The 25,767-nt window shown below is 71.6% G+C and carries 17 protein-coding genes and 1 tRNA gene; 5 read left to right on the top strand and 13 right to left on the bottom strand.

What is annotated here, in order from left to right:
- Positions 1-2 precede the first annotated feature (2 nt).
- From ACWEOZ_RS20195 to ACWEOZ_RS20185, 3 genes are all read right to left on the bottom strand, one after another.
- Positions 3-857 (bottom strand): hypothetical protein, encoded by an 855-nt coding sequence (locus ACWEOZ_RS20195; RefSeq protein WP_451912198.1) that lies wholly within the window; start codon positions 855-857, stop codon positions 3-5.
- Between the two features lie 213 nt (positions 858-1,070).
- On the bottom strand, positions 1,071-1,802 hold the full coding sequence (locus ACWEOZ_RS20190; RefSeq protein WP_451912197.1) for a phosphatase PAP2 family protein: 732 nt from the start codon (positions 1,800-1,802) through the stop codon (positions 1,071-1,073).
- A gap of 15 nt (positions 1,803-1,817) precedes the next feature.
- Complete coding sequence (locus ACWEOZ_RS20185) at positions 1,818-3,221, bottom strand: trypsin-like serine peptidase (RefSeq protein WP_451912196.1); 1,404 nt, start codon at positions 3,219-3,221, stop codon at positions 1,818-1,820.
- Positions 3,222-3,333: 112 nt separating this feature from the next.
- Between ACWEOZ_RS20185 and ACWEOZ_RS20180 the strand changes: the two genes are divergently transcribed.
- Positions 3,334-4,566, top strand: coding sequence for a DUF4032 domain-containing protein (locus ACWEOZ_RS20180; protein WP_451912195.1), 1,233 nt, complete (start codon positions 3,334-3,336; stop codon positions 4,564-4,566).
- On the opposite strand, the gene ACWEOZ_RS20175 is transcribed toward ACWEOZ_RS20180, so the two are convergent.
- Complete coding sequence (locus tag ACWEOZ_RS20175) at positions 4,563-6,338, bottom strand: potassium channel family protein (RefSeq protein WP_451912194.1); 1,776 nt, start codon at positions 6,336-6,338, stop codon at positions 4,563-4,565. The two genes, ACWEOZ_RS20180 and ACWEOZ_RS20175, sit on opposite strands and share 4 nt — an antisense overlap.
- Positions 6,339-6,456: 118 nt before the next feature.
- Between ACWEOZ_RS20175 and ACWEOZ_RS20170 the strand changes: the two genes are divergently transcribed.
- The gene (locus ACWEOZ_RS20170; protein WP_451912193.1) at positions 6,457-7,398 is read left to right on the top strand and encodes a hypothetical protein; all 942 of its coding nucleotides are present in this window, start codon (positions 6,457-6,459) and stop codon (positions 7,396-7,398) included.
- Positions 7,399-7,460: 62 nt separating this feature from the next.
- Here the strand turns inward: ACWEOZ_RS20170 and ACWEOZ_RS20165 are convergent, their stop codons facing one another.
- On the bottom strand, positions 7,461-10,742 hold the full coding sequence (locus ACWEOZ_RS20165) for a S8 family serine peptidase (protein WP_451912192.1): 3,282 nt from the start codon (positions 10,740-10,742) through the stop codon (positions 7,461-7,463).
- 228 nt (positions 10,743-10,970) lie between these two features.
- On the opposite strand from ACWEOZ_RS20165, the gene ACWEOZ_RS20160 reads away from it, so the two are divergent.
- Positions 10,971-11,450, top strand: a complete 480-nt coding sequence (locus ACWEOZ_RS20160) for an MSMEG_6728 family protein (protein WP_451912191.1) — start codon at positions 10,971-10,973, stop codon at positions 11,448-11,450.
- On the opposite strand, the gene ACWEOZ_RS20155 is transcribed toward ACWEOZ_RS20160, so the two are convergent.
- The 3 genes from ACWEOZ_RS20155 to ACWEOZ_RS20145 all read right to left on the bottom strand — a co-directional run bounded on the left by ACWEOZ_RS20155 (position 11,447) and on the right by ACWEOZ_RS20145 (position 13,147).
- Complete coding sequence (locus tag ACWEOZ_RS20155) at positions 11,447-12,634, bottom strand: low temperature requirement protein A (protein ID WP_451912190.1); 1,188 nt, start codon at positions 12,632-12,634, stop codon at positions 11,447-11,449. The genes ACWEOZ_RS20160 and ACWEOZ_RS20155 overlap by 4 nt on opposite strands.
- Positions 12,631-13,059, bottom strand: coding sequence for a GNAT family N-acetyltransferase (locus tag ACWEOZ_RS20150; protein ID WP_451912189.1), 429 nt, complete (start codon positions 13,057-13,059; stop codon positions 12,631-12,633). The genes ACWEOZ_RS20155 and ACWEOZ_RS20150 overlap by 4 nt, the downstream gene beginning before the upstream one ends.
- Positions 13,060-13,073: 14 nt before the next feature.
- Positions 13,074-13,147 (bottom strand) — tRNA-Thr (locus tag ACWEOZ_RS20145).
- A gap of 173 nt (positions 13,148-13,320) precedes the next feature.
- Here ACWEOZ_RS20145 and ACWEOZ_RS20140 point away from each other — a divergent pair.
- The gene (locus ACWEOZ_RS20140; RefSeq protein WP_360545978.1) at positions 13,321-14,403 is read left to right on the top strand and encodes an ABC transporter ATP-binding protein; all 1,083 of its coding nucleotides are present in this window, start codon (positions 13,321-13,323) and stop codon (positions 14,401-14,403) included.
- Positions 14,404-14,491: 88 nt separating this feature from the next.
- Here the strand turns inward: ACWEOZ_RS20140 and ACWEOZ_RS20135 are convergent, their stop codons facing one another.
- The 5 genes from ACWEOZ_RS20135 to ACWEOZ_RS20115 form a co-directional block, all read right to left on the bottom strand.
- Positions 14,492-17,746 carry an Hsp70 family protein gene (locus ACWEOZ_RS20135; RefSeq protein ID WP_451912188.1) on the bottom strand — a complete coding sequence of 1,085 codons (3,255 nt, stop codon included), beginning with the start codon at positions 17,744-17,746 and terminating at the stop codon, positions 14,492-14,494.
- A 57-nt stretch (positions 17,747-17,803) separates the two neighbouring features.
- Positions 17,804-18,931, bottom strand: a complete 1,128-nt coding sequence (rlmB, locus tag ACWEOZ_RS20130; protein ID WP_451912187.1) for a 23S rRNA (guanosine(2251)-2'-O)-methyltransferase RlmB — start codon at positions 18,929-18,931, stop codon at positions 17,804-17,806.
- Entirely contained in the window at positions 18,931-20,346 is a 1,416-nt protein-coding gene (gene cysS / locus ACWEOZ_RS20125; RefSeq protein ID WP_451912186.1) for a cysteine--tRNA ligase, read from the bottom strand. The genes rlmB and cysS overlap by 1 nt, the downstream gene beginning before the upstream one ends.
- 89 nt (positions 20,347-20,435) lie before the next feature.
- Positions 20,436-21,791, bottom strand: a complete 1,356-nt coding sequence (locus ACWEOZ_RS20120) for a class II fumarate hydratase (RefSeq protein WP_451912246.1) — start codon at positions 21,789-21,791, stop codon at positions 20,436-20,438.
- A gap of 41 nt (positions 21,792-21,832) precedes the next feature.
- Positions 21,833-24,853: a BTAD domain-containing putative transcriptional regulator gene (locus tag ACWEOZ_RS20115; protein WP_451912185.1), complete on the bottom strand. Its 3,021-nt coding sequence runs from the start codon at positions 24,851-24,853 to the stop codon at positions 21,833-21,835.
- 379 nt (positions 24,854-25,232) lie between these two features.
- On the opposite strand from ACWEOZ_RS20115, the gene ACWEOZ_RS20110 reads away from it, so the two are divergent.
- Positions 25,233-25,754: a hypothetical protein gene (locus ACWEOZ_RS20110; protein WP_451912184.1), complete on the top strand. Its 522-nt coding sequence runs from the start codon at positions 25,233-25,235 to the stop codon at positions 25,752-25,754.
- The last annotated feature ends 13 nt before the right edge of the window (positions 25,755-25,767 follow it).

Here is a 25,767-nt window from a genome sequence, read left to right as displayed (position 1 = left end):
CGTCACTGCCGCGGGAAAGGCTGACCCAGCGGCCTTGTCTCGAGGTCGTTCAGCACTTTCCGGCAGTCGATGTTGTGCGAGTCGTACGGATTTCCCCGCAACGCCTCGAGCAACGGCCGGTCGCCGTGGAGCTGGTCCTCCTCGTTGTGGCAGGTGAGCCGCAATTCGATCTTCGATTGCGGAATACGCATGATGTACCGGGTGTCCGCGTGCAGGACCGTCACCCATTCCTCGTTCTCGGTGATGGGATAGCCGATGAAACGGTTGGCCGTCTCGATGTCGAGTGCGTTGTCGTTCCGCGTCTTGTCCTGGGTCGAGATCACCGCCGGGTCCGTCACCTGGAAGGTCTGCGCCGAGACCCACGGCACGTCGAGGCTGAAGAGGAAGAGACCGGCCAGCGCGCCGGCGCCCAGGTAGACGATGGACAGTCCTTGCAGACTGGACAGGATCCGGCGCCGGCGCTTGCCCGCGTCGCCGTCGAGGCGGGCCCACACCCTGCGGTAGCGGCGGATCACCATCTCGATCCAGAGGGCCACGATGAGCACGGCCAGGCCGCGGACCAGGTAGGTCAGGGGTGAGGCCAGCGCCGCGACCACGGCGACGATCCCGATCAGGGGCCACAGCGACGGCCGGACGCGGTCGCGGAAGAGCACGGCGAACCAGACCGTGCCGATCGCGACAGCCGGCAGGACGTAGTACGCGTAGATCGTCACCGTGCCCAGGGCCACCTGGCTGGGCGTGGCCACCAGCAGGGCGGTCGTCGTGGTCAGCGAATAGCGGGCCACTCCGTACGACTTGATGACGAACAGCAGCAGCAGTAATGCCGATCCCGCCGCCACGATGTCCCGGAATTCCATTCCGCCGGTGCCTGCACGCTCGTGGTTCTCCGCGGGTCGCGGCCGGGGGACGACTGCTGTGGGGTGATCAATAGCGCGAGGACGGCGGCGTGAAGTCCGGGGAAACGTCATGGAGCTGTCCTCTCAAAACGCTTGAGGGCCCTGACGCCTCAGAGAGTAGAGGCTTCCCGCAATCGTTTCGGCCGAGGAAAGTGAACGGAAGGTGAACAGGGTTTACAGCTCGGCCGGGCGGTCGATGCCGCGGGGCAACCGGGGCAGCGGGACCGTGTCCCACGGGATGCGGCCCAGCAGCCGGGTCAGGATCAGGCCGAGCAGCAGCCCGGCCACCGAGTCGGTGATCCAGTGGAAGGCCAGCCAGGTCGTCGTGCAGAAGACGATGGCCGGTGGCAGCACCCGCAGCGCGAGGTAGGCCCGCGGCGACAGCGCCGGCCGGTCCAGCGAGCGCAGCAGCCCGTTGAGCAGCACCGCGATGACGCCGTACCAGGCCAGTGCGTTCGCCACGTGCCCGGACGGGTAGCTCATCGCCTCGATGCCGGAGGCGTGGGTGTTGAACAGCACCAGCCGGTCCGGGCCGTCGAAGGCCGGCGCCGCGCGGTCCAGCCAGATCTTCAGCGGGCCGATCGTGACGTAGGTCAGCACGAACACCGCGGCGAAGACCAGCAGCGGCCGTACCGAGCGCCGCCGCCAGGCCACCAGCCCGGCCAGCAGCAGCGCGACCGGCATCAGCACCTGGCCGCCCTGGCCGAGATAGTTGAGCACCCGCAGCAGCACGTAGAGCGGCGTCGGCCGGTGCGTGACGGCCCAGTCGGCCACCCGCTCGTCCAGGGTCAGCAGGTGCCCCCGGGCGAGCGCGACGGTCAGCACGACGAAGCCGGCCAGCAGGGCCACGTCCAGCAGCCAGGGCAGCCAGGCGCGTCTCGTCACTGTCGCCACCGGAGCCCGCATGGCGCATACGGTACGTCAGAGATACGACTTGATCTTGGCGTTGAGCAGGTCGGCGCGGACTCCGGAATTCGGGCAGCCACCGAAGTGGTGCAGCGCCACGACCCGGTTGGTCTTGCGGGACAGCACCGGGCTGCCGCTCGATCCACCCTCGGTGTCGCAGTAGTAGGAGACGTCCGAGTCCGCGGCGTACCCGTCGAAGGCCGGGTCCGCGACGGCGCAGGTGCCGGCCCGGGCCCCGTTGCGCCCGGCGATCCGGGTCGGCTCGCCGGCCGGGTGCTGCGGCACGTAGAGCTCCTGACCCTTCACCGGCCGGGCGGTGTCCAGACTCAGGTAGCCGAACTTCTGCACCGCGCGGAAGTTCTCCACCGTGAAGAGTGTGAAGTCCAGCACGTGCTCGGTGGCCAGCACCTTGTCGCCCCAGACCTTCGTCGGCTTGAAGACCTCGAAGCCGCCGCAGGTCGCGCACTGGTAGTTGAACCACACCTCGGTCTCGTACGCGTTCGCCGAGCTGTCGAAGCAGTGGTTGTTGGTCAGCATCCGGTTCTTGCTGCCGACCCGCCAGCCGGTGCACAGCTCGGTGCCGTTGATCAGCAGCCGGGCGATGGCCTTGGACCGGGTGTAGGCCACCGGGTCGGCCGAGCGGTAGCAGACCGCGTCCCTGCTCTCGTCCGAGCCGCAGACCGACTCCTCCCGGCCCGTGCGCCCGGGGGCGGTGAGCTGGGCCTCCGGCACCCGGGCCTGCTCCTTGCGGGAGTAGCCACGGGCCACCTGGTCCACGTTCACGCCGAGCCGGCCGAGCAGCGAGCCGACCAGGTTGCCGCCCCCGCGGTGCGTCTCGACGACCGCGGTGTCACCGGTGATCGACATGGCCCAGCGGTCGGTGGACACGCCGTCCAGCAGCCGCGGCGCGTCGTACCGGTAGGACTCGCGGCCCTTGCCGTCGGAGACCGTCACGTAGTCGCCCGGCAGCATCGCCAGGCGGCTGAAGTGCACCTTGACGTAGGAGGCCTGCGGGTAGTGGAAGACCTCACGTTCCGGGGCGCCGTACCCCAGCAGTTTGTCGATCGACAGCAGCTCGCCGACCTTCTGCCGGCCGTCGCCGCCCGGGGCCGTGGCGGACTCGGCGGTCCGGCCGGGGGGCGCCGCCGGCGAGGCCGACGCCGAGGCCGTGGCCTGCGGCTTCGCGGTCCGGGAGCCGGCCTCGGCGGCCGGGCTGCTGCTCGGGGTTCCGGCCGGGCCGGTCTCGGCCGCGGGCTGCTGCGCCGCGACAGGGGTACGGGCTGACCCCGCCTCCTGCCAGGAGCCGACCGGGCGACCCTCGTCCGCCGAGTACTTCCAGGCCGCCGCACCGGCAGTGCCGGCCAGTGCCAGGGCCGCACTCGCCCCGACGACGATGCTCACCGCGCGTCGCAAATTCACTCCTGCCCCTCGAGTCACATCGCCGACATACGAAACAATCCGGCGATCTCGCTTCTGTGTAACGAGCCACGTGCGGCAGCGACGTGCGCCCCGCAGCGTGCACACTGGGCTCGTGCGCATCACGTCCGCCCTAGTCGACCCGGCGCTGCTGGACCTGCCGTGGAACGTGCCGCTCGAGGAGTGGCCCGCGTCCCACCTGGTCGCGCTGCCGCAGGGCATCTCGCGGCACATCGTCCGCTTCGTCAAGCTCAACGACACCGTCTACGCCCTCAAGGAGACCCGGGAACGGATCGCCGAGAAGGAGTACGACCTGCTCCGCGCCCTGGAGCGGATCGACTTCCCGGCGGTGGAGGCGGTGGCCATCGTCAACGACCGCCAGGACGACGACGGCGAGCCGCTGGAGTCGGTGCTGATCACCCGGCACCTGCAGTTCTCGCTGCCGTACCGGGCGCTGTTCTCCCACACCCTGCGGCCCGAGACGATGAACAGGCTGCTCGACGCGCTCGCCGCGCTGATCGTGCGGATGCATCTCATCGGCTTCTCGTGGGGTGACTGCTCGCTGTCCAACACGCTGTTCCGGCGCGACGCGGGCGCCTTCGCGGCGTACCTGGTCGACGCCGAGACGGGCAACCTCTATCCGAAGCTCTCCGAGGGCCAGCGCAGCGAGGACATCGAGATCCTGCGGCTCAACATCTTCGGCGAGTGCCTCGACCTGGAGGCCGCGGAGCTGCTGCACGAGGCGATCGACCCGGAGGCCGTGGTCGACGACATCGTGGCCCGCTACGAGCGGCTGTGGCACGAGGTCACGTACGAGCAGGAGGTGCGCCGCGACGCCCGGCACGACATCGAGGGCCGCATCCGCCGGCTCAACGAGCTGGGCTTCGATGTCGCCGAGGTGGACATGTCCACGGTGGACGGCGGCTACCGGGTCCGGCCCAAGGTGGTGGACGCCGGCTACCACACCCGCCGGCTGCTGCGCCTGACCGGCCTGGACGCCGAGGAGAACCAGGCCCGCCAGCTGCTCAACGACCTGGACGCGTACCGGGCGGAGTCGGACCTGGTCGACGAGCAGCAGGCCGCGCACCGCTGGCTGACCGAGGTCTTCGAGCCGGTGGTCCGGGCGGTGCCGGCCAACCTGCGCCGCAAGCTGGAGCCGCAGGAGATCTTCTCGCAGATCATCCAGCACAAGTGGCTGCTGTCCGAACGCGCGGGCCGCGACGTGGGCATGGGCCCGGCCGTGCAGTCGTACCTGACCGACGTGCTGGCCCACAAGCCGGACGAGCAGGCGGTCCTGGGTGTCGAGGTGAACGCCCTCACCGACGGCGAGCCGGTCAGCGCGGGCTAGAGATCCTCGTCGAGCAGCGGTGGCGGCTCGGCCGGCGGGGTGGCCTGCTCGACCAGCGCCCGCAGCCCGGCGCGCCGGGCCACGACCATCACCCGGTCGCCGGCCGCCAGGATCCGCCGCTGGTCCGGCGCCCAGTCCACCCACTCGGAGCCGGCCGCCGACAGCCCGATCACCCGCACGCTCAGCGGCCGGTCGGCCTGGCTCAGCGTCACCCCGTCGAGCGGTGACCCGGCGTAGACCTGCACGCCGGCCACCAGCAGGGCGTGCCGGTCGACCGGGATGGTGGCGAGCACGTCGCGGTCCAGCATGGCCGCCGCGAACGCGGGCGCGGCCAGCCGGGACACGCTGCGCGAGCTGTTGATGGTGAAGGCGGTCTGCACCCGCTGGGCGAAGTCGTCGTCGAAGAGCCGCAGCACCACCCGCAGGTCGGGGCGTACCGCGCGGGCGTTCAGCGCCGCCTGCAGGTTGGTGACGTCGTCGGTGGAGACGACGACCAGCGCCTTGCTGGTGGCGATGGAGGCGGCCCGCAGCGTCTCCTCGCGCGCGGCGTCGCCGACGATGAACGGCACACCCAGCTGCTCGGCGGCCTTCGCACCCCGGGCATCGGCCTTGCGGTCGATCGCGACCACCTGTACGCCGAGATCGACGAGCTGGCGCAGCACCCGGGTGCCCACGTTGCCGAGTCCGACCACCACGATGTGGTCCTCGTGCCCCGCCGCGGCGCGTCCGCTGGAGAGCGCCAGCCGGGCGTTCACCATGCCCTCGACCACCGCCGCGGTGATCAGCGGCAGCAGCGCCAGCCCGGCGATGGTCAGCACCAGCTGCGCGGCCTGCGCGACCGGACTGCGCTGCAACTCCACATCGGACGAGCCGACCACCGTCAGCAGAGTCAGGTAGACGGACTTCCAGAACCCGTGCACCCGGTCCGCGTGCACCAGGATGGTCCCGGACACCAGGGTGATGACCAGGGTGGCCAGCACGGCGATGCCGAGCTTGCGGCTCAGCGCGGCCCGCAGCGCCCGGCCCATCACCCGTAGCGGGCGGCGGCGCCGGCGCAGACGCTGAGCGGCGACGGTCTGGCCGGCGGGCCGCCCGGTCGCCTCGGCCAGCACCAGGTCGGTGGGGCGCTCGGCCTCCGGCGCCGGATCGGCGGGCAGCACGTCGACCCGGCCGGCACCGTCCGCCGCGGTCAGCGCGCACACCACGTGCTCGGCCTGGACGTCCGCGCGGCGGGCCACGTACAGGGTGCGGCCGGCCAGGCGGACGTGGGTGGGCGCCACCTCACCGAGGGACGCGGCGACGAACGCGGGAGCGGCCATCGCGGCGTCGGAGAGCACCGCGCAGTCGGCGAACAGGCGACGGACGCCGTACCCCAGGCCGGTGTTGAACATCCGGATCACCAGCCGCAGGTCGGGCTCGACGGCCTGGGCGCAGAGCGCCGCGTGCAGGTTGACCACGTCGTCGGGCATCACCAGGGCGAGCGCCGCCGCGCCGGCCAGCCCGGCCGAGCGGAACGTGCGCTCGTCGAGCCGGTCGGCCCGGATCACCCGGACGCCGCGCAGCGTGGCCAGATCGGGCACGTCGGCCCGTAGCCGGGCCGGGACGATCACGGTGAGCCGGATCCGGTGCCCGGCGTTGGCCAGCTCCTCGGCGACCGTGTAGACCAGCGCGTCGGCGCCACAGATCACGAAGTGCGGGCGGTTGTCGACGTTGCGCCGCAGCCGCGAGACGAGGGAACGGCCGGGTGGGTCGCGGGCTGGTTCGACGGCCATGGCGGCATCGTAACCAGCCGATCATCGCCGCTTGAGCCCGTTGCTCCCCGAACCCTCCATGCAGGCCACTCGTTGGCCTTTCCGACCGATTGGTCCGAGTTCATGCTGGAGGAGATCAATGCGCAAGTGGTTCTACGCCGGGGCGGTGGTCGGCGGTTTCCTGCTGCTCGGCGCGGCACCCGCGCAGGCTGATGTGGTCCCGGCACCGGCCGGCGGACTGCTGGGCACGCTGGGTGGCGGCGCCACCCGGGGACTCGGTCTGGACCCCGCGGGCGGCCTGAACCTGGCGAGCCCGCTGGACGGCTCGTCGCTCATGGACGTCAAGCCGGGGCAGAACTCCGCCGACCTCACCGGACCCGCCACGGGTGGGCCGGTGCAGGACGAGGCCCGTACCCGCGAGGCGGACGAACCGGCCGGCCGACGGCCCGCCGGCGGCTCGGCCCCGGCGGACCTGCCGGTGATCGGCGGGCTCACCGGCGGCGGCTCATCCGGCAGCGGGCTGGGTGGCGGCAGTCTGGCCGGCGGCAGTCTGGCCGGCGGCGCATCCCGTGGCCCGGGTGGCGGCCTGACCGGCGGCGCGCCGGGCGGCGGTCTGCCGACCGGCGGCCTGAGCAACCTGGTCCCGGCCAACCTGCTGGGCGGCGGCCTGCTCGGTGGCGGGCTCACCCCGGACGGCCGTACGGCGTCAGCCCGGGCGCCCCGCGAGTCGGCGCTGTTCGACGGTGGCGTGCCGCTGCTCGGTGGCCTCGGCGGGCTGCTGCCGGCGAACGAGACACCGCGCACCCTCCCGGCCACCGGCGACGACACGCCCACCGGCATGCCGGCCGGCGGTACCGACGTCGACCCCGCCCTGGTCGACCCGTCCCAGGGGAAGCCGGCCGACGGACCGACCGGCGCCGGCCAGGACGGCGACGACCGGGCGGCCGGCCCGGCCGCGGACCAGCCGGTCGACGACCCGCGCCTGCACGAGGAGCCGGTCGACGACGAGGCCGGGGGCAAGAAGCGGCACTTCTCGGACGGTGGCCGGCCGGTCGCCGGCGAGGACGAGGACTTCCGGTAGGACCCGGACAAAGCACGAGCCCGCCCCCGGTCAGCGCCGGGGACGGGCTCGTGGCGTTGCGGTTAGTTGACCGCGCCGATCGAGACGGTGCCGCGGCCGACGACCGCACCCTCGTCCGTGATCAGCGTCATCTCACCGAACAGGTTGCGACCGGCCGCGGGCGCTGCCGCGGCGGTCACCGAGCCGGTGACCGTGGCCGTGGCACCGTTCGCGAGGGTCAGCACCGTGGCCGGCACCGTCATCGCGCCCAGCGCCGGGCTCAGGAACACGTCCCGGTAGTCGTACTGCGTGCTGCCCGAGGGCACCGCGTAGCCGTCCACCACGACCGTGTACGTGCCGGCCGCCGGGTTCGGGATCGACACCGACTCCTCGGAGTCGCCGTCGGCCGACGCCGCGACCTGCTGGCCGGCGAGCGACACCGTCAGGTCCAGGTCGGCCGCCGGGTCGCTGACGTTGCCGATCGCCACGTCGAGCCGCTGGGCACCGGCCGGCACCTCGACCGTGTACTCCTGGCTCGCGCCGTCCTCGATGGTCGGCCGCGCGGACTTCGCGCTGCCGAGCGGGCCGCCGGTGGCGGTGAGCCGCAGCGGACCGAAGTTGTTCTTGACGGTCCAGGTGACCGGCGTGGCCGCACCGGCCGTGACGCTGGGCAGCTCGACCGTCGCCGGCTGCACCGTGACGCCCTGCACCTTGGCGGTCAGCTCGTACGGGTTGCGCAGCGACGGCGAGGTCCGGCGGGACTCGACCTCGAGCTCCCACACGCCCGGCATCGGGTTCTCGTACGCCCGCTCCTGCGGCTTGCAGGCGGCCGCGTCCGAGAAGTTGGTGTAACACGCCGTGCTGGCCGTGCTCTCGACCGGAACGCCCCAAGGGTTGATGGCGATCCAGCGCGTCTGCGAGCCGGTCGCGATGCCGGACAGGTCGACCTGCAGCGCGCTGGCCCCCTCGGGCACGGTGATGAAGTACGAGTTCGACGAGTTGCGCTCGACGGAGTCCTCGACGGTCATCTCGTACGCCGGCTTCTTCGGCACGAAGCTGGTGACGACCGTGTTGAGCACCTCGAAGTCGGTGACCGAGGTCTTCGGGTCGTCCACCTTGAGGATGGCGCTGTTCAGGCCTTCGCCCGGCTTCACCGTCACAGAGACGTTCACCGTCTTGTTCAGCGGCAGCGAGACCGACGACTGCGAGCGGAAGGCCCGCTTGTCGCCGACCCAGGAGAGCCGGTGCGTGACCGAACCCTTCGGACCCGACGTACGGGTGAGCTTGACCGTGTAGCTCTTCGACTGACCCGCCTTGAGGCCACCGGCACCGCTCGCGCAGCGGTTGTAGATGCCCGTGCCCTGGTTCGGGGTGTCGAAGTCGGCCGAGAACGGCGTGCAGACCGGCGCGGACGAGGTGTACTTGCGCGCCTCGACCTTACGGGCCAGCAGCGCCCAGGTGCCCGGAACGTCCATCAGGCCGTTGCCCTGACCGGCGACCGAGGTGTCCGCGATCTGGTCGGCCGAGGTGTAGAGCGCCCGGCGCAACTGGGCCGGGGTGACGTCCAGGTCGGTCGCCTTGGCCGCGGACAGCAGCAGCGCGGCGCCGCCGGTGGCCTGCGGGGAGGCCATCGAGGTGCCGTTGAACATGGCGTACCCGGTCGGCAGGTTGTAGCCGGCCTCCGCGAGCTCCGGCTGGTCCAGCCAGGTGTTCACGGTGGAGATGGCCGAGCCCGGCGCGGTCAGGTCGGGCTTGAAGCCGCCGTCCTCGCGGGGACCGCGCGACGAGAAGTTGAACAGCGCGTTCTTCTTGGTCACCACGGAGCCGTAGTTGGCCAGCCAGGTCTCCTTGCTGACGCTGGCCGCCACGCTGACGACGTCGGTGGCCACCGACGGGTCACCGATCGTGTTCACACCCGGGCCGGAGTTGCCGGCCGAGATGAACAGCTGCACGCCGTAGTCCTTGATCAGCTTGTCGTACAGCTGGGCGCGGGCGTTGTTGCCGTCGTTGAGGGCCGGCAGGCCACCGATCGACATGTTGACGACGTCGACGTGCCGGTTGACGACCAGGTCGACCATGCCGGTGGTCAGCGCGGCCGCGGTGCAGCCGCCGCCCCAGGAGCAGGCCCGCGCGGAGACGATCTTGGCGCCGGGTGCCTGGCCGTCGAAGTTGGTGTTGCCCAGCATGTCGTTGGCGGCGGTGATGCCGGCGACGTGCGAGCCGTGCGCGTCCTCCGGGATGCCGATGTTGACGTAGTCGACAGTGCCGAGCCCGAGCGCGGAAGCGTCGACGTCCTCGCGGTACTCGACCACGAACGGCATGCTCTCGGCGAGCTCGGTGGCCGGAATGTCGGTGCCGAAGTGCCCGACGTCGAACTTCTCCCGGTACGGCCGCATCACGGCGTCGTCGGTGAAGTCCTTGTTCTGGTTCACGTCCACCCGGATGTCGTGGGTGACCGGGTTGTAGAGGATGCCGAACACGTCGGTGGTGTCACCGTCGCGGTTGACGTCACCGCCCGGCTCGCTGGCCGCGGTGATCGCCTCGGTGAAGCGGTTGACCTTCCAGGTGCCCTCGGGCGCCGTCCAGGTCGCGCCGAGGTACGTGAACGTCGGCCCGGCCACCTCGGTGGCCATGGCCCGCCAGGTCGCGTCGCCCTCGGTCACCGGGTCGGTCGCGGTCACCCAGTCGACGATCTTGCGCTCGCCGGTGGTGGTCTTCTGCAGCGCCGGGTGGTCCAGCTCGACGCCGGAGTCCATGATGCCGATCGTGACCCCGCGGCCGTCCCAGGTCGGGTGCTGCTTCTTGAACGCGACGGAACCGATCTCGTTCGTCGGCATGTACGGGTTCGCGGCCGGCGTGGTCGCGCCCGGGCCGGGAAGTGTCGCACCCTGGGCGGCAGCCTTGGCACCACCGCGGCTGCCCGCATCCGGGTCGGGGAGCTTGACGGACTCGTCGAGGTCCACTGCCGAGATGCCCGGCAGCTTCGCGGTCTTGATCACCTTGGCCGTCGGGACCGAGGCCAGCACGTAGCCGACCTTGTCGTAGCGCTGGGCGATCGTTCCGCCGAGCTTCTTGACCTGGGCCGCGACGTCGGACGCCTCGCCGGACTCGGTCGAGATGATCAGGGTGACGTTGCGGACGCCGCTGCTCTCGGCCTTGGCCAGCAGCTCGGCGTCGTGCGAGTCGAGCTCGTCGGTCGGGCCGTCCTTGGGGGTGGCCGGATCCGCCACCGGCGCGGGAGCGGGTGCCCGCAGCGGTGCGGCATTCGCGGGTGCGGGGCCGCTCAGCGCGGCGGCGCCGACGACCACGCCCGAGGCGAGCAGCGCGGTGAGTGTGCGCCGGCCCCGAGAAGATTGTTGTCTCACGTACGGGTCCTCCGAGGAGATGGGCGCCCGGGGGTACGAGCACCTCTGAAGCGGATCGTGGAGTTCACACGCTTCGATGTCACTACGGGAGGACTCATCGTGACGAGGACGTGACATTCAAGATTGTGCATGCAACCAAGATGTCCACGGAAGAACTGCGGCGCGAAAGCCGTTGCACCGTAAGACATCCTGCTTCGAACCAGGACTTCAAGGGCGGAAGATCATCTGATGCAGACATTCCTTCCCTACCCGGACTTCGTCGCCAGCGCCCGCGCGCTGGACCAGAAACGGCTGGGCAAACAGCGGGTGGAGACCGTGCAGGTGCTGCGCGGGCTGACGCTGCCGACGTACGGCTGGCGCCACCACCCGGCGGTGAAGATGTGGATCGGCTACGAGGAGGGGCTCGTCCGGTACGGCCTCGACATGTGCGAAGTCTGGATCTCCACCGGTCGCGCCGACTCGACGGCTGCCACGATGCGCGCGGACGTCGCCGAGGCGCGCGGGATCACGGTGATCCGCACCCAGGCGGAACTGGCGGCGGCCGGCGAGCTGCCACCCTGGCTCGGCGACGAGGCGCTGCACCTGAGCCACCGGTCCGCGCTGTTCCGCAAGGATCCCGACTTCTACCGGCCGCTGTTCGGCGAGGTCCCGGCCGACCTGCCGTACGTCTGGCCGCCCTCGGACCGGGTGCGCAACAACGCGGGCTAGTGCCCTGACTCGATCCGGTCCGGCACCCGGCGGCCGGCGGCCACCGTGATCGCCACCAGCGCCACCAGCAGACCCGCGATCACGAACACGGGCTTCGGACCGAACGGCGCCAGCAACGCCAGCACGGCCACGGCCGGGTACGCCACCACGAGCGCTCCCTGCTGGTGCGGGCGGATGTGCAACAGCCAGACGAAGAAGAGATAGAGCGCCACCGGTACGGCCAGCGCGAACCCGGCCGTGACCCCGGAGATGTGCGCATGGTGGGTGGCGTGGTCGACCGCCACCGCGACGCCGACCCCGACTGCCGCGGCCGAACCGAAGATGAAGTAGTGGCCGTAGCCCCACAACATCCCGGCCCGCAGCGAGGTCAGCAGCCCCTGCGCCGAACGGTCGAAGTACAGCCACCACAGCGCGAAGACGACGACCAGCCCGGCCACCGCGATCGACACCAGGTCGGTGACGTACTCGCCGGTGTCCAGGCCGGTGCGGATGGCGATCGTCGCCGCCGACACCGCCTCGCCCAGCATGATGATCGTGAACAGTCCGTAGCGTTCGGCGATGTGGTGCGGGTGCCAGGTGGTCGGACCGCCCGGAGCCCGCTCGGCGACGATCGGCACGAGCAGCTCGGCCACGACCAGCACCAGGAACGACGGCGTGCCCCACGCTTCCGGCAGCGCCAGCCGCAGCAGCCAGAGGACCTGCACGATCGTGATGCCGGCCGCGTACAGCAGGGCGGTGGCCCGGCGCTGCGGATCGGCGCGGGCGGCCCGCAGCCATTGCGCCACCATGGCCAGCCGCATGATCACGTAGCCGATCGTGATGCCGACGTAGTTGCCGCCGTCGAACGCCGAGGAGACGCCCGCCGCCAGCACCAGCGCCCCGGCGATCTGCACGAACGAGGTGATCCGGTAGACGTCGTCGTCGGTGTCGTACGCCGAGGCGAACCAGGTGAAGTTCATCCACGCCCACCAGATGGCGAAGAAGACCATCAGGTAGCTGGTGACCCCGTCCCACACGTGGTTCTCGGAGACGGCGTGGTGCAGCGGCAGGGCGGCCTGCGCCACCGCGACCACGAAGCAGAGGTCGAAGAAGAGCTCGAGCGGGGTGGCGACGCGGTGGTTCTCGTCGGCCGACCGGGCCCGCATCGGCGTCAGCCAGCCCCGCCGTTCCTCGGTGAACGTCATGTCGCCCCGTCTTCCGCAGTGAGATCCCAGTTCAGCAGCACGAACGGCGTCTGCTCGGTGGCGCCGGCCCGGCGGTAGGTGGCCTGGGCGGCCTCGTTGTCGACCTCGGTCCCCACCCACATGCCGTAACAGCCGCGCTCGCGGGCCAGCTCGGCCAGCGCCCGGACCAGGGCCGTGCCGACGCCGAGCAGCCGGGCGTCGGGCAGGACGCCCAGCTCGTACACGAACATCTCGGTGCCCTTGTCCGGATGGGTGGTCTCCACCCCGGAGATCATGCCGACCGGGCGGTCGCCGAGATAGGCGAAGAGCAGATGGTGGTCCGGCTGAGCGAGGAACTTCTCCGTCGCGGCCGCCAGCGGCGGCCCGTCGAAGAGAGCTGCCGCGAGGTGTACGGCCGCGACGTCCGCGACCCGCTCGATGCGCATGGCGCCACCCTAGGAGCCCCCGGTCGGAATCGAACCGACGACATCCTGTTTACAAGACAGGTGCTCTGGCCAACTGAGCTACAGGGGCGCGGACATCAGCATACCGGTTGCCGTCTGACAGGCCGAAACGCCCTTTACCGGGCGCTCGCCTTGGCAGTTGCCGAAAAAAGACCTACGGTGACCAGCGTGTGGCTCACCACACTGTTCCTCCACTCGGATCGTCCGGCACGTTCCTGCCGGTGGAAAGGAAGTCGATTCACCATGGCTACGGTCACGTACGACAAGGCGTCCCGGATCTATCCCGGGCAGGAGCGCCCCGCGGTCAACGAGCTCAGCCTCGAGATCGGCGACGGCGAGTTCCTGGTCCTGGTCGGCCCCTCCGGTTGCGGTAAGTCCACCAGCCTGCGGATGCTCGCCGGCCTCGAGGATGTGGACCGCGGTCGCATCCTGATCGAGGGCAAGGACGTCACGAACCTCCCCCCGAAGTCGCGTGACATCGCGATGGTGTTCCAGAACTACGCCCTGTACCCGCACATGTCGGTGTACGAGAACATGGCGTTCGCCCTGAAGCTGCGCAAGACCCCGAAGTCGGAGATCGACCGCCGGGTCAAGGAAGCCGCCCAGCTGCTCCAGCTCGACGAGTACCTGAGCCGCAAGCCGAAGGCGCTCTCCGGCGGTCAGCGCCAGCGTGTCGCCATGGGCCGCGCGATCGTGCGTGAGCCGCAGGTCTTCCTCATGGACGAGCCGCTGTCGAACCTCGACGCCAAGCTGCGCGTCCAGACCCGTTCGCAGATCGCCACCCTGCAGGCCAAGCTGGGCATCACCACCGTCTACGTGACCCACGACCAGGTCGAGGCCATGACGATGGGCCACCGCGTGGCGGTCATGCTCGACGGCGTGCTGCAGCAGTGCGACACCCCGCGGGCGCTGTACGACAAGCCCGGCAATGTCTTCGTCGCCGGCTTCATCGGCTCCCCGGCCATGAACATCAAGACCGTCGGCCTGACCGAGGGCGGCGCGAGCTTCGCGGAGCTGGCCGTGCCGCTGACCCGCGAGCAGGTCGCGGCCGCGCAGGGCAACGGCAAGGTGACCATCGGCTTCCGCCCCGAGGCGACCGACCTGGTCGCCCCGACCGCGGGTGGCCTGCCGATCGTCGTCGACCTGGTCGAGGACCTCGGCTCGGACGCCAACGTCTACGGCCACGCGGCCCTCGAGGGCAGCTCGGAGCGGTTCGTGGTCCGCACCGACCGGCGCAACATGCCGACCATGGGCGAGACCGTGTTCATCAAGCCGCAGACCGAGAGCGTGCACGTCTTCAACGCCACCACGGGCGAGCGCATCTGAAGCAAGTGATCGGCTGAACGGGCGGTCCCTGCGGGGGCCGCCCGTTTCGCTGTCCGGCTCGGCTGTCCCGCTCGGCTGTCCGGCTTCGCTATCCAGCGAATCGCTGGATGATGAAGTCCGCGTCGGCGACACAGGCCAGGTGGCTGGTGTCCCAGGCGCAGGTCGAGGACCGTACGTCGGCCAGCGACCCGAGCGGGACGGCCTTGTCGCCGACGTGCTCCCCGGCCAGCGCTGGGTCGTCCGAGGAGGTCGACAGCGCCTTGGAGAACTGCAGGGTGTTACCGGCGTCCAGCCGTCCCGCGACCCCGGCCCGGGTCCAGGCGATCCGCCCGTCGGAGGCCACCAGGCTGACCTGCGCCGGTGACGTGTTCTGCGGGACGAGCACAGCCTCCCCGACCGCGATCAGGTCCTCGGCGTCGACCACGGGACGCCGCCACACCACCCCGCCGTCGGCGGCGTTGATGGCCACCACCTGCGCTGTCTTGGCGTCGGAACCGGCGGTCTCGATCAGGCAGATCCGGTCGGCGCCGCACGGCGTCAAGTGCTCGAGCCGCGAGTTCGTGCTCGGCGGGGTGTAGAGCAGCTTCGGCTCCAGCTTCTTCAGGTCGTAGGCGAACAGCCGGTGCGCGTCGGTGGACTCGGCCACGATCAGCCGGCCGTTGTGCGCGATGACCTTGTCGTCGGTCTGCGCCACGCTCTGCCGCGGACCGGCCACCACCTCCCCGCTGTCCGCGTCTCTGACCTGCGCCGAGTCGTCGGCACCGATCTGCACGATGCGCTTGTCGTCGTCGAGCGGCTCGGCGAACGCGACCCCGTCGGTGCCGGCGGGACCGGCGAAGTCGTCCTCGGTCGTGACGGGGACGACCTGGGTGGTGGTCTGCCCGTACTCGCTCTTGGGGTTCCGCTTCTCCCACAGACCCTTGCCGGTGCGCGGATCGAGCCCGAGCAGCCGGCCCTCCCGCCGGTCGATGAGAACCACCCGGTCCCCGGCGAACAGCACGTTGTCGTAGCCGTCCATGGCCCGTTCCCAGCGCTTCTTGCCATCGCCCGCGTCGAGCACCACGACCCGCCGCTGCCCGGTGAGCGAATCGATGCCGGTGATGGCGACAACAGCGCCGGGAATCGTGAAGAAGAACTCCCAGCGGTTGGCCGACCCGGCCGCCGTGCTGGTCCAGGCGGTCTCGCCGGTATCGGTGGCCGCCGCCACGACCCCGAGCGTGTTCGTGTCGTCGGCGCTGGCGAAATAGGCCCGGCCGTCCCGCAGCGCGGCGGCACTGAAGGCGGAACTGACCGGCACGACGGGCTTGACCCGGTGCAGGTCGGCGAGCGGTTCGTAGTCCAGCGCCGGATACCCCGGCCACAACAGCACCACAACGGTCGCGGCGGCCCCCAGCACGACGGCCGTCACGGCCGCGACGATCCAGACCACCTTCCGCTTGTACGCCGGAAGCTTGGCCCGCGCCCCCGGCCCTCCGGCCTCATCGGGATCAGGATGCGTCGAGGCCAGCCACGACTCGGCCCCCGGCGGCGTGGCAGCGCCCGAGACGGGGGCACCCGACACCGGGTGGAGCACGGGTCCGCCGCCCTGATTCCCGAAAGCGGCGGCCTCACCGGTCGCCCAGGGATCGACCGGCTCGGCGTAGTGCGGCTCCGCACCCTGCGACCCGCCGGCGGCCACCACAGCGGCCGGCTTGGCGTGCTGCGACGGCCCCGAGAACGGCTGTTGCGACGGGGTCGCGGGCGGCATCGGAGCTTGCCCCGCTGCGGCGGGCGCTTTTGCGTGTTGTGCCGGGGCGGCCCCCTGAGGGGGAGGCGAGGCCGCGGCCGTATCCGTCTCCGTGGAGACCGCCGCAGCGGCGGAGGTGGGTTGCATGGCTTCTGTACTGAGCAGGCCCGGCCCATCGCCCTCGGCAGCGGGCGCCGGATGGGTCATGGTGTCGGAGATCGGCGGCACCGCCGCCGGCCGCATCGGCGCAGCCGGCGTCGCCCCACCATCCGCCGCCCCAGCACCCATCGACCCGGCCGGCGCTGCCGCACTGTCCGTTGTCGCCGCGCCCAACGACGCGGCCTGTGCCGGCGCGGCGCTTTCCGCCATCGCCGCTCCAGCCCGCGGGGCCGTGCCCGCCGGATCATCCAGCGTCGCAGCGCCCACCGATACCGCCCCAGCAGCCGCATCACCCGGACCTGCCGCCCGCACGGACCCAGGCGAGCTCGCCGCCGAGGCCACCGCGCTGTCAGCCACGGCGACCACGATGATCGCGCCCTCTGCCACCGGCAGCTCCGGCTGCTCCAGCACCGTAGGCGCGATGCCCAGCTCCCCGTGCAGCAACCGGGCCACCAGCGGCACCCGCGACGATCCCCCGACCAGGAACAACCCGGCCAGTTCGGTCGGCGCCACCCCGGCCGCCCGGATCACCGAGCCGGCCTCGGCCACCCCGCGCCGCAGCAACGGCCCCGCCGCGGTCTCGAATTCGTCCCGGGTCAGATGTGCCGCGTGCTCCACGCCCGGCACCGGCACCGGGGCGAGCGCCGTACGGGAAAGCATCTCCTTCGCCCCGCGCACGTCCTCCCAGAACTGCCGCCGCGCCCGCCACTGGGCCAGGGTGACCGGCCCGGTCAGCGCCGCCCACGCGCTCGGCTCGCTGACGCTCAGCTCAGCGCCCAGGTGCTCGACCAGCGCCGCATCGAGGTCGAGTCCGCCGAGGTCGTCGATGCCGCCGGACGCGGCCACCGCGAACCGGGGCAGCCCTTCCGGCGTGACTCCCTCGTTGCGGACGACGGCGATGTCCAGCGTGCCGCCACCGAAGTCGAAGACTGCCAGCGCCGATCCGACCGGCACCGGGCGGCGGAGGACATCCGCGAAGTAGTGCGCCGCGGCGACCGGTTCGGGCAGCAGCTGAGTGGCCGGCGGCCAGCCGGCTCGGGCCAGCGCGGTTGTCAGGACCTCGCGGCGCCGGGAGCCCCAGGCCGCCGGATAGGTCAGCACGGCGGGCGGCAGGAAGCCCGTGGCCGCGACGGCCTCCCGGGCCACCGCGCCGAGCAGCGCCGCCAGCAGGTCGGCGGTCGGCACCTCGGTGTCGCCGAGCAGCACGGATTCCGCGTCGACGTGCCGTTTCGGGTTCGGTTCGAGCCGGCCCGGCTCGGCTTGACCGAGCCGGACCGCGTCCCGGCCGACGTGCAGCCGGCCGGTTGTGTCCAGGTAGACCGCGGAGGGCAGCAGCGGCTGGCCGTCGAAGAGCAACGGCCGGGTACGGCCGTCGGGCCGGCGCAGCATCGCCACCGTGTGTGACGTGCCGAGGTCGACGCCGAGCAGCCAACCGCCGCGCGCCATGCCGTCGGTCATGCCCTGCTCCTCCGCGCCACGGTCCACTCGGCCCGTCACGTTACAGGCAGGGTGCGACTACCCGTAGATGCGGCGGCGGGACACTTCGGCGAGGGTGACCGCGGCGGCGACGCTGGCGTTCAGCGACTCCACCTCGGACATCATCGGGATGCTGACGCGCAGGTCGCAGGTCTCGCCGACCAGCCGGGACAGGCCGCGACCCTCGGAGCCGACGACCACCAGCAGCGGGCCGACAGCGACCTCGAGCTGGTAGAGGTCGGTCTCGCCGTCGGCGTCCAGGCCGATCGCGGTGAAGCCGGCCTGCTGGGCCGCCTTGATCGAGCGGGTCAGGTTGACCACCTGGGACACCGGCACGCGGGCGGCCGCGCCGGCGCTGGTGCGCCACGCGGTCGCCGTGATGCCGGCGGCCCGGCGCTCGGTCATGAAGACGCCGTGGGCACCGAACGCGGCCACCGAGCGGATCACCGCGCCCAGGTTGCGCGGGTCGGTCACCCCGTCGAGGGCCACCAGCAGCGGCGCGGTCTGCTCCATCGCCGCGGCCACGAGGTCGTCGAAATTCTCGTACGCGAACGGGGGCACCTGCAGCCCGACGCCCTGGTGCAGGACGCCGCCGGTCATCCGGTCGAGCTCGAGCCGGCTGATCTCCAGGATCGGGATGCCCCGGTCCCCGGCCGTACGGACGATCTCGACGACCCGGTCATCCAGATCGATGCCCTGGGCAACGTACAGGGCCGTCGCCGGGATGGACGCGCGCAGCGCCTCGTTCACCGGGTTGCGGCCGAGCAGCAGCTCGGGACCTTCCCGGGTCGGGTTGCTCTTGCGTCCGGGGGCGACCCGCGGACCGGTGCGGCCCTGCGCGCGGTTGCCGCGCTGCTGGGCCGGCCGGCCGGTGGTGCCCCGGCCGCCGCCGCGACCCCAGGTGGTGTCCTTGGTGCCCGGGATGCCGACCTTGGGCGCGCGGCCCTCGGCGGCGGCGGCGCGCCGCTCCTTCTCCTGCTTGCGCGCCGTCTTGTCGGGCAGCTTCTCCGTGCCGGAGTAGCCCTTGTGCCAGGGCCGCTCGTCGGCGGGCAGTGTCTTGCCCCGGCCCTTGAGGCCCGAGCTCGACCTGTTCTTACCGCCGGAGCCGGCGGTCGCGCCCTTCTTGGCCGACACGCGCTTGCTCACATTGAACGAATTACCCGGCATCAGTGCTGCTCTCCTACCGTCCAGCGCGGCCCGGCCGGAGTGTCCTCCACCTGAACTCCCGCGTGTTTCAACTGGTCGCGGACCGAGTCGGCCGCCGCCCAGTCCTTGCGTGCGCGCGCCTGCGCGCGCTGCTCGAGTGCGAGCGCCACCAGCGAGTCGACGATCGGCTTGAGGTCGCCGCCCTCGTCGCCGCTGCGCCAGGCGTCGTCGAGCGGGTCCAGCCCCAGCACGCCCAGCATCGCCCTGACCTCGGTCAGCGCGGCGCGCACGCCGGTCTCGTCGCTCGCGGCCAGCGCGGTGTTGCCCTCACGGATCGTGTCGTGCACGACGGCCAGCGCCGCCGAGGTGTTCAGGTCGTCGTTCATCGCCGCGGCGAAGGCCGGCGGCACGTCCTTCGGCCGGCCGGAACCGACGACCTCGACCGCCCGCTGCACGAAACCCTCGATCCGGCGGTACGCCGTGGCGGCCTCACGCAGCGCCTCGTCGGAGTAGTCGATGCGCGAGCGGTAGTGCGGCACGCCCAGGTAATAACGCAGCTCGACCGGGCGGATGCCCATCGCCAGCACCGCCTGCACGTCGATCACGTTGCCCAGCGACTTGCTCATCTTGGCCTCGCCGAGGTTGAGCAGCGCGTGGTGCACCCAGTAGCGGGCGAACGACAGCCCGGCCGAGTGCGACTGGGCGATCTCGTTCTCGTGGTGCGGGAAGGTCAGGTCGAGGCCGCCGCCGTGGATGTCGAACTCGGGACCGAGGTAGCGCCGGGCCATCGCGGAGCACTCGATGTGCCAGCCGGGCCGGCCGCGGCCCCACGGGGAGGCCCAGGACGCGTCGCCCGGCTCGTCGGCCTTGACGCCCTTCCACAGGGCGAAGTCGGCGGGGTGGCGCTTGCCGCGTTCCGGGGCCTCGCCGGCCGAGAGCATGTCCTCCGGGCGTTGCCCGGACAGCGAGCCGTACTCGCGGTAGCTGGGGACGTCGAAGTACACGTCGCCGGTGCCTTCGGCCGACACGTACGCGTGCCCGCGCTCGATCAGCTCGACGATCAGCTCGTGCATCTCGGTGATGTGCCCGGTGGCCAGCGGCTCGTACGTCGGCGGCAGCACGTTGAGGGCGCGGTAGTCGGCGTCCAGGACGAGCTTGTTCGCGTACGCGATCGCCCAGAAGGGGCGGCCCGTCTCCAGCGACTTCACCAGGATCTTGTCGTCCACGTCGGTGATGTTGCGGACGAAGGTCACGTCGAGGCCGATGTGCAGCAGCCAGCGCCGCAACACGTCGTAGTTGACCGCGGACCGCAAGTGACCGATGTGCGGCACCGACTGGACGGTGAGACCGCACAGGTAGATACCGACCTGACCGGGCGTCATCGGGACGAAGTCCCGGACGGATCGGGTCGCGGTGTCATGCAGGCGGAGCGTCACCGTACAAGGGTACCGACCTCCGCCACGAAGTAACCTCCCGCCCGAGTGACGCCGGGCGGGAGGTTATCCACAAGCTCGTCCACAGCCGCTCAGGGGCGGGTCATCCGGAGCACGTCGAGAGCCGTGTCGAGCTGCTCCTCGGTCAGCGTGCCGTTCGCCACGTGACCACGCTCGATGACCACGGCGCGGATGGTCTTGTCCTCCTTGAGGGCCTGCTTGGCGATCGCCGCGGCCTCGTCGTAACCGAGGAAACGGTTCAGCGGCGTGACGATGGACGGCGATCCCTCGGCGTAGCCGCGGACCACCTCCTCGTTGACCTCGAGCCCGTCGATGCAGCGGTCGGCCAGCATCCGGGCGGCCGCGGCCAGCAGTTTGATCGACTCCAGCAGGTTGCGGGCCATCACCGGCAGCATCACGTTGAGCTCGAAGTCGCCCTGGGTGCCGGCGAAGGCGACCGCCGCGTCGTTGCCGATGACCTGGGCCACGACCTGGCGGACCGACTCGGGCACCACCGGGTTCACCTTGCCCGGCATGATCGACGAGCCCGGCTGCAGGTCGGGCAGGCGCAGCTCGCGCAGGCCGGCCCGCGGTCCCGAGCCCATCCAGCGGATGTCGTTCACGATCTTGTAGAGGCTGACCGCGACCACCCGGAGCTGCCCGGACGCCTCGACCAGCGCGTCCCGCGCGCCCTGGGCCTCGAAGTGGTTGCGCGCCTCGCTCAGCGGCAGCCCGGTCATCTCCTTGAGCAGCGAGATGACCGCGGGCGCGAAGCCGGGCGGGGTGTTCACCCCGGTGCCGACCGCGGTGCCACCCAGCGGCAGCTCGGCCAGCCGGGGCAGGGTGTCGGTGAGCCGGTCGATGCCGTTCTGGATCTGCGCCGCGTACCCGGAGAACTCCTGGCCGAGGGTGACCGGCGTCGCGTCCATGAGGTGCGTGCGGCCGGACTTGACGACCTGCGACCAGTCGTTGGCCTTCGCGCCGAGCGCGACCACGAGGTGGTCCAGGGCCGGGATCAGGCTGCTGGTCATCGCCTCGGTGGCGGCCAGGTGGATCGACGAGGGGAACACGTCGTTGCTGGACTGCGAGGCGTTGACGTGGTCGTTGGGGTGCACCGGCCGGCCCAGCGCGCGGGTCGCCAGCTCGGCGATGACCTCGTTGGTGTTCATGTTGGACGAGGTGCCCGAGCCCGTCTGGAACACATCGATCGGGAACTGGTCGTCGTAGCCACCGTCGGCGACGTGCGCGGCGGCCGTCACGATGGCCTTGGCCAGGTCGTCCTCCAGCACCCCGAGCGACGCGTTGACCTGCGCGGCCGCGCCCTTGATCTGGGCCAGGGCCCGGATGTGCGCGGGTTCGAGCCCGCGTCCGGAGATCGGGAAGTTCTCCACCGCCCGCTGGGTCTGCGCCCGCCACAGGGCGTCGGCCGGGACCCGGACCTCGCCCATGGTGTCGCGTTCGATCCGGTAACCACTCTCGTCAGTCGTCGTCACCCTTCCATCCTGCCCCCGCCGGCCGGGGTCCGCAGTTGATCCCGGCCACTGTCGAGCCCGGCCAGCCGCCGCTCGACGTCGTGACGCTCGGGCACGCCCATCCGGGCGAACATGGCCAGCGCCTGCTCCAGGAGCCGGCGAGCGGATACACGGTCACCCTCGGCGAGATGGACCGCGGCCCGGCCGGACAGAGCCAGGGCCCACTCGTACGGGAACCTGGTGCGGGCCAGCCGCAGCGCGTGGTCACAGCTCTCCCGGGCCCCGCTGACGTCCCCGACGGCCAGCAGGAACTCACCGCGGTACGTGCAGCAGAGCGATTCGTACCGCTCGTGGCGGATGCGCTCGGCGATGGTGATCGCCCGCGCCACCAGCTCCAGGGCCGGCCCGGTACGGCCCTCGGCGTGCTCCAGCCGGGCGAGGTCGGCCAGCGCCTGCCCCTCGACCATCGCGTAGCCGGCTGAGCGGCTCAGCCGCAGCGCCGCGGTGACCATCCGTCGTGCGGTGGCGACGGTGGCCAGGCCGGCCTGCCACTTGATCACACCGATGGCGTGCAGCACCGCGGCCAGGCCGACGGAGTCACGCATCTCGATCGCCAGTTGCAGCCGGAGCCGGTAGTTGTGCAACGCCGGGCCGTACCGGCCGAGCCGGGCCTGCCCGGAGCCGATCGCGTTGCGGCGCAGCGCCAACCCCATCCGGTCCTCCGGGACGCGCATGCCGATCCGCAGGGCCTTCTCCGACAACGCGATCATCTCGGCGAAGCGGCCCTCCGTCTCCTCGATGACCGCGAGGTTGCCCATCGACCGGGCGACCCCGCGGTCGTCACCCAGCTTCCGGCGGATCCGGATGGCCAGCTCCAGCAGGGCGCGGGCCTCGTCCCGGCGGCCGAGGCGTTGCGCGGACGAGGCGAGATAATTGGCGCACGTGGCCACGGTCGGCTCGTCGCCGAACTGCTGGGCTGCCTCGAGCCCGCGGCGCAGCAGCAGGTCGAGCTCCGGCACGTAGCCGCGGGAGTAGAGATACCGCCAGGCCGCCCGCGGCAACCGCCACGCCCATGCCGGCTGGTCGACGGCCATCGCGGCGGCGGCGAACGCGGCCAGGTTCGGCCGTTCGCGTTCCAGGTGGGCGGCCGGGTCCGCGAGAGCGGCGGCCAGATCGGGACGGCGGGGCGGGCCGAGATCCAGGTCGGCCATCGTGAGCGTCCGTTGCGGGCCGTCGTTGGCCGCGACGAACGCGTGCAGGTGGAAGTCGAGGAGCCGGGCCACCGCACCCCGGCGGTCCTCGGCGGACAGGTCGGCCGCGAGGACCGCCGCGTACTCGCGCAGGAGGTCGTGCAGCCGGTAGATCTCCGGCTCGGGTTCCTCGACGAGGTGCACATCGACCAGGTCGTCCAGCAGGTCACGGGCGGACGCCAGGGGCTCGTCCGCGAGCGCCGCGGCGGCGAGCGCCTCGAACCGCTCACCGGGGTGCAACCCGAGCAGCCGGAACATCCGCTGCGCCCGTTCCGGCAGCTGCCCGTACGACAGGGCGAACGCGCTCGCCACCGTACGGTCCTCGGCGGCCAGCTCGGGCAGCACCGCGTCGCCCAGCCGGCGCAGCAGGTCGGAGACCTGCCAGCGCGGCCGGTGGGCGAGCCGGGCCCCGGCCAGGCGGATGGCCAGCGGCAGCCGGCCACAGCGCCGGACCACCTCGAGGGCGGCCTCGGGCTCCGCCGCGACCCGCGTCCCGACGATCCGCGCCAGCAGCGCCATCGCCTCGGCGTCGTCCAGCACCGGCAGCGACTCGGGCTGCACACCGTCCAGCCCGGCCAGCCGGCGCCGGCTGGTGATCAGCACCAGGGTGCTGCCGGACGCCGGGAGCAGCGGCAGAACCTGGGCCGTCGAGGCCGCGTTGTCCAGCACGACGATCGACCGGCGGGTGGCCAGCTCGCCGCGCCACAGCCGGATGCGCTCGTCCAGGTGATCGGGGATGTGGTCGGCCGGCACACCGAGCTGCCGGAGCAGCGTCACGAGGGCCGCCTCGGGAAGTAGGGGTCGCTCATCGCTGTGACCCTGGAGATCGACGAAGAGGCTCGCATCGGGAAAGCGGTCCCGGAGCAGCCCGGCGAGGTGGACCGCGAAAGTCGTCTTGCCGCTGCCCGGCATCCCGTCGACGACCCGGACGGCCGGCAGCGGATCGGCGCTGTCCAGGGTGGCCAGCAGGCGGGCGGTCAGCTCGTCCCGGCCGGTGAAGTCGCCGACCACCCGCGGCAGGCTGTCCACCGCTTCCGGGCCGGACGCGGACGGCGGCGGGGCGGCCGGGTCACCGAGCAGGATCTTCCGATGCACTTCCTGGAGCGCCACTCCCGGCTCGATGCCCAGTTCATCGCGCAGGAGCTCGCGGAAACGCCGGTATTCGGCCAGGGCTCCGGCCTGGCTGCCGGCCCGGTGCAGTGCCAGCATCAGCTGGGTGCGCAGCCGCTCCCGTAGCGGGAACCGCTCGACCAGTCCGGTCAGCTCCGCCACCAGGTCACGGTCGTGACCACCGGCCAGATCCAGGTCGATCCGGTCCTCGAGCACCATCGCGTACTGCTCGTCCAGGACCGCGGCCTGCCGGCGGATCATCCGGCTGTCGATGCCGGCCAGGACCGGGCCGCGCCACAGGTCGAGAGCCTCCCGCAACAGCTTGCGGGCGTCATCGGGCTCACCCGCCGCGCCGGCCGCGGTCACCAGCCGGGCGAACTCGGTGGCGTCCAGGGCGGCGCCGTCGGTGCTGATGCCGTACCCGGCCGGGTCGGTGAGGATCAGGTCCGGCGGCAACGTCCGGCGCAGCCGGGAGACGCACGTCTGCAGCTGTCCGCGTGCCGTGGCCGGCGGCCGGTCCTCCCAGACCGCGTCGATCAGCTCGTCCACGCTCACGATCCGGCTCGGCCGCAGCAGCAGCATCGCCAGGACGACCCGGTCACGACCGGCGGTTATCGCCACCTCCCGCCCCGCGGCCGTCACCGACAGCGGTCCCAGGATGCGGAACCTCAGCAGCACGTGCACCACCACCGGCTGACCCGACCGGCGGCGCGGATCGGACGCAGGCCTGGTCGCACAGGAGGTACACCTCATCTCCGCAGGTCGATCGGCATCGACCATAGCCGAATCCGACTCACGGACCGGCCCGCGCCGAGAGCGGAACGACAGCGGAACGAGAGCACCTTCCGTCATGCTCTGCGCAGGGCCGTTCCGCTTCGATGTTCCACATCGCCCCAGAGGAGCGGAACGGCCCCAACGGGGGGGTGTTCAGCTCGTCCGCGACGATGTCGCGGACGAGCTGTTCGCGTTCCGGCGCCGGACGCCGGTTGGACGTCACCCGGGCCGGAACGTATCGTCGCCAGGGGTTTGGACTTCCCCGACGAACAGGATCTTTGTCATGCGAACCGCCCTCACCGCTGTGTCTCTCGCCTGCGTGCTGCTCACCGCGGCCGCCTGCAGCAGCGACGACAACGGCGCCGAGCCGATCGCCGAGGCACCTGTGGCGGAGGCGCCCTCATCGGTGATCAGCACCGTGCCGGAGCCGGACTACGAAGCCAGCGACCGCAAGGTCTGCGCGACGCTGACCAAGGTCTTCGACGCGGACGTGGCCCAGTTCGGCACCGCGATGGGCAAGATGATCGCCTACAAGGAGGCGAAGCAGACCCCCGAGGCGGAGCAGGCCCGCAAGGCCGCCAGCAAGGAGCTCAAGGACGTCGCCGCCAAGGTACGCAAGGCGACCGCGGACGCCGAGAACCCCGAGCTCAAGCAGGCGGGCGCGGTGTCGGCGACGAAGTTCTCCAAGAGCGCCGACGACAAGGCCCTCTTCGACAAGGTGAAGACCACCAAGGACCTGGACCGCACACTGGCGGCGAAGATGCCCGACTGGATGGACCCGGTCGCCGGCCTCTGCGGCAGCTGAGCAACAGCGAGCG

It is taken from the genome of Actinoplanes sp. NPDC004185, from assembly GCF_053603475.1.
This window is presented reverse-complemented; position numbering and strand designations above follow the sequence as displayed.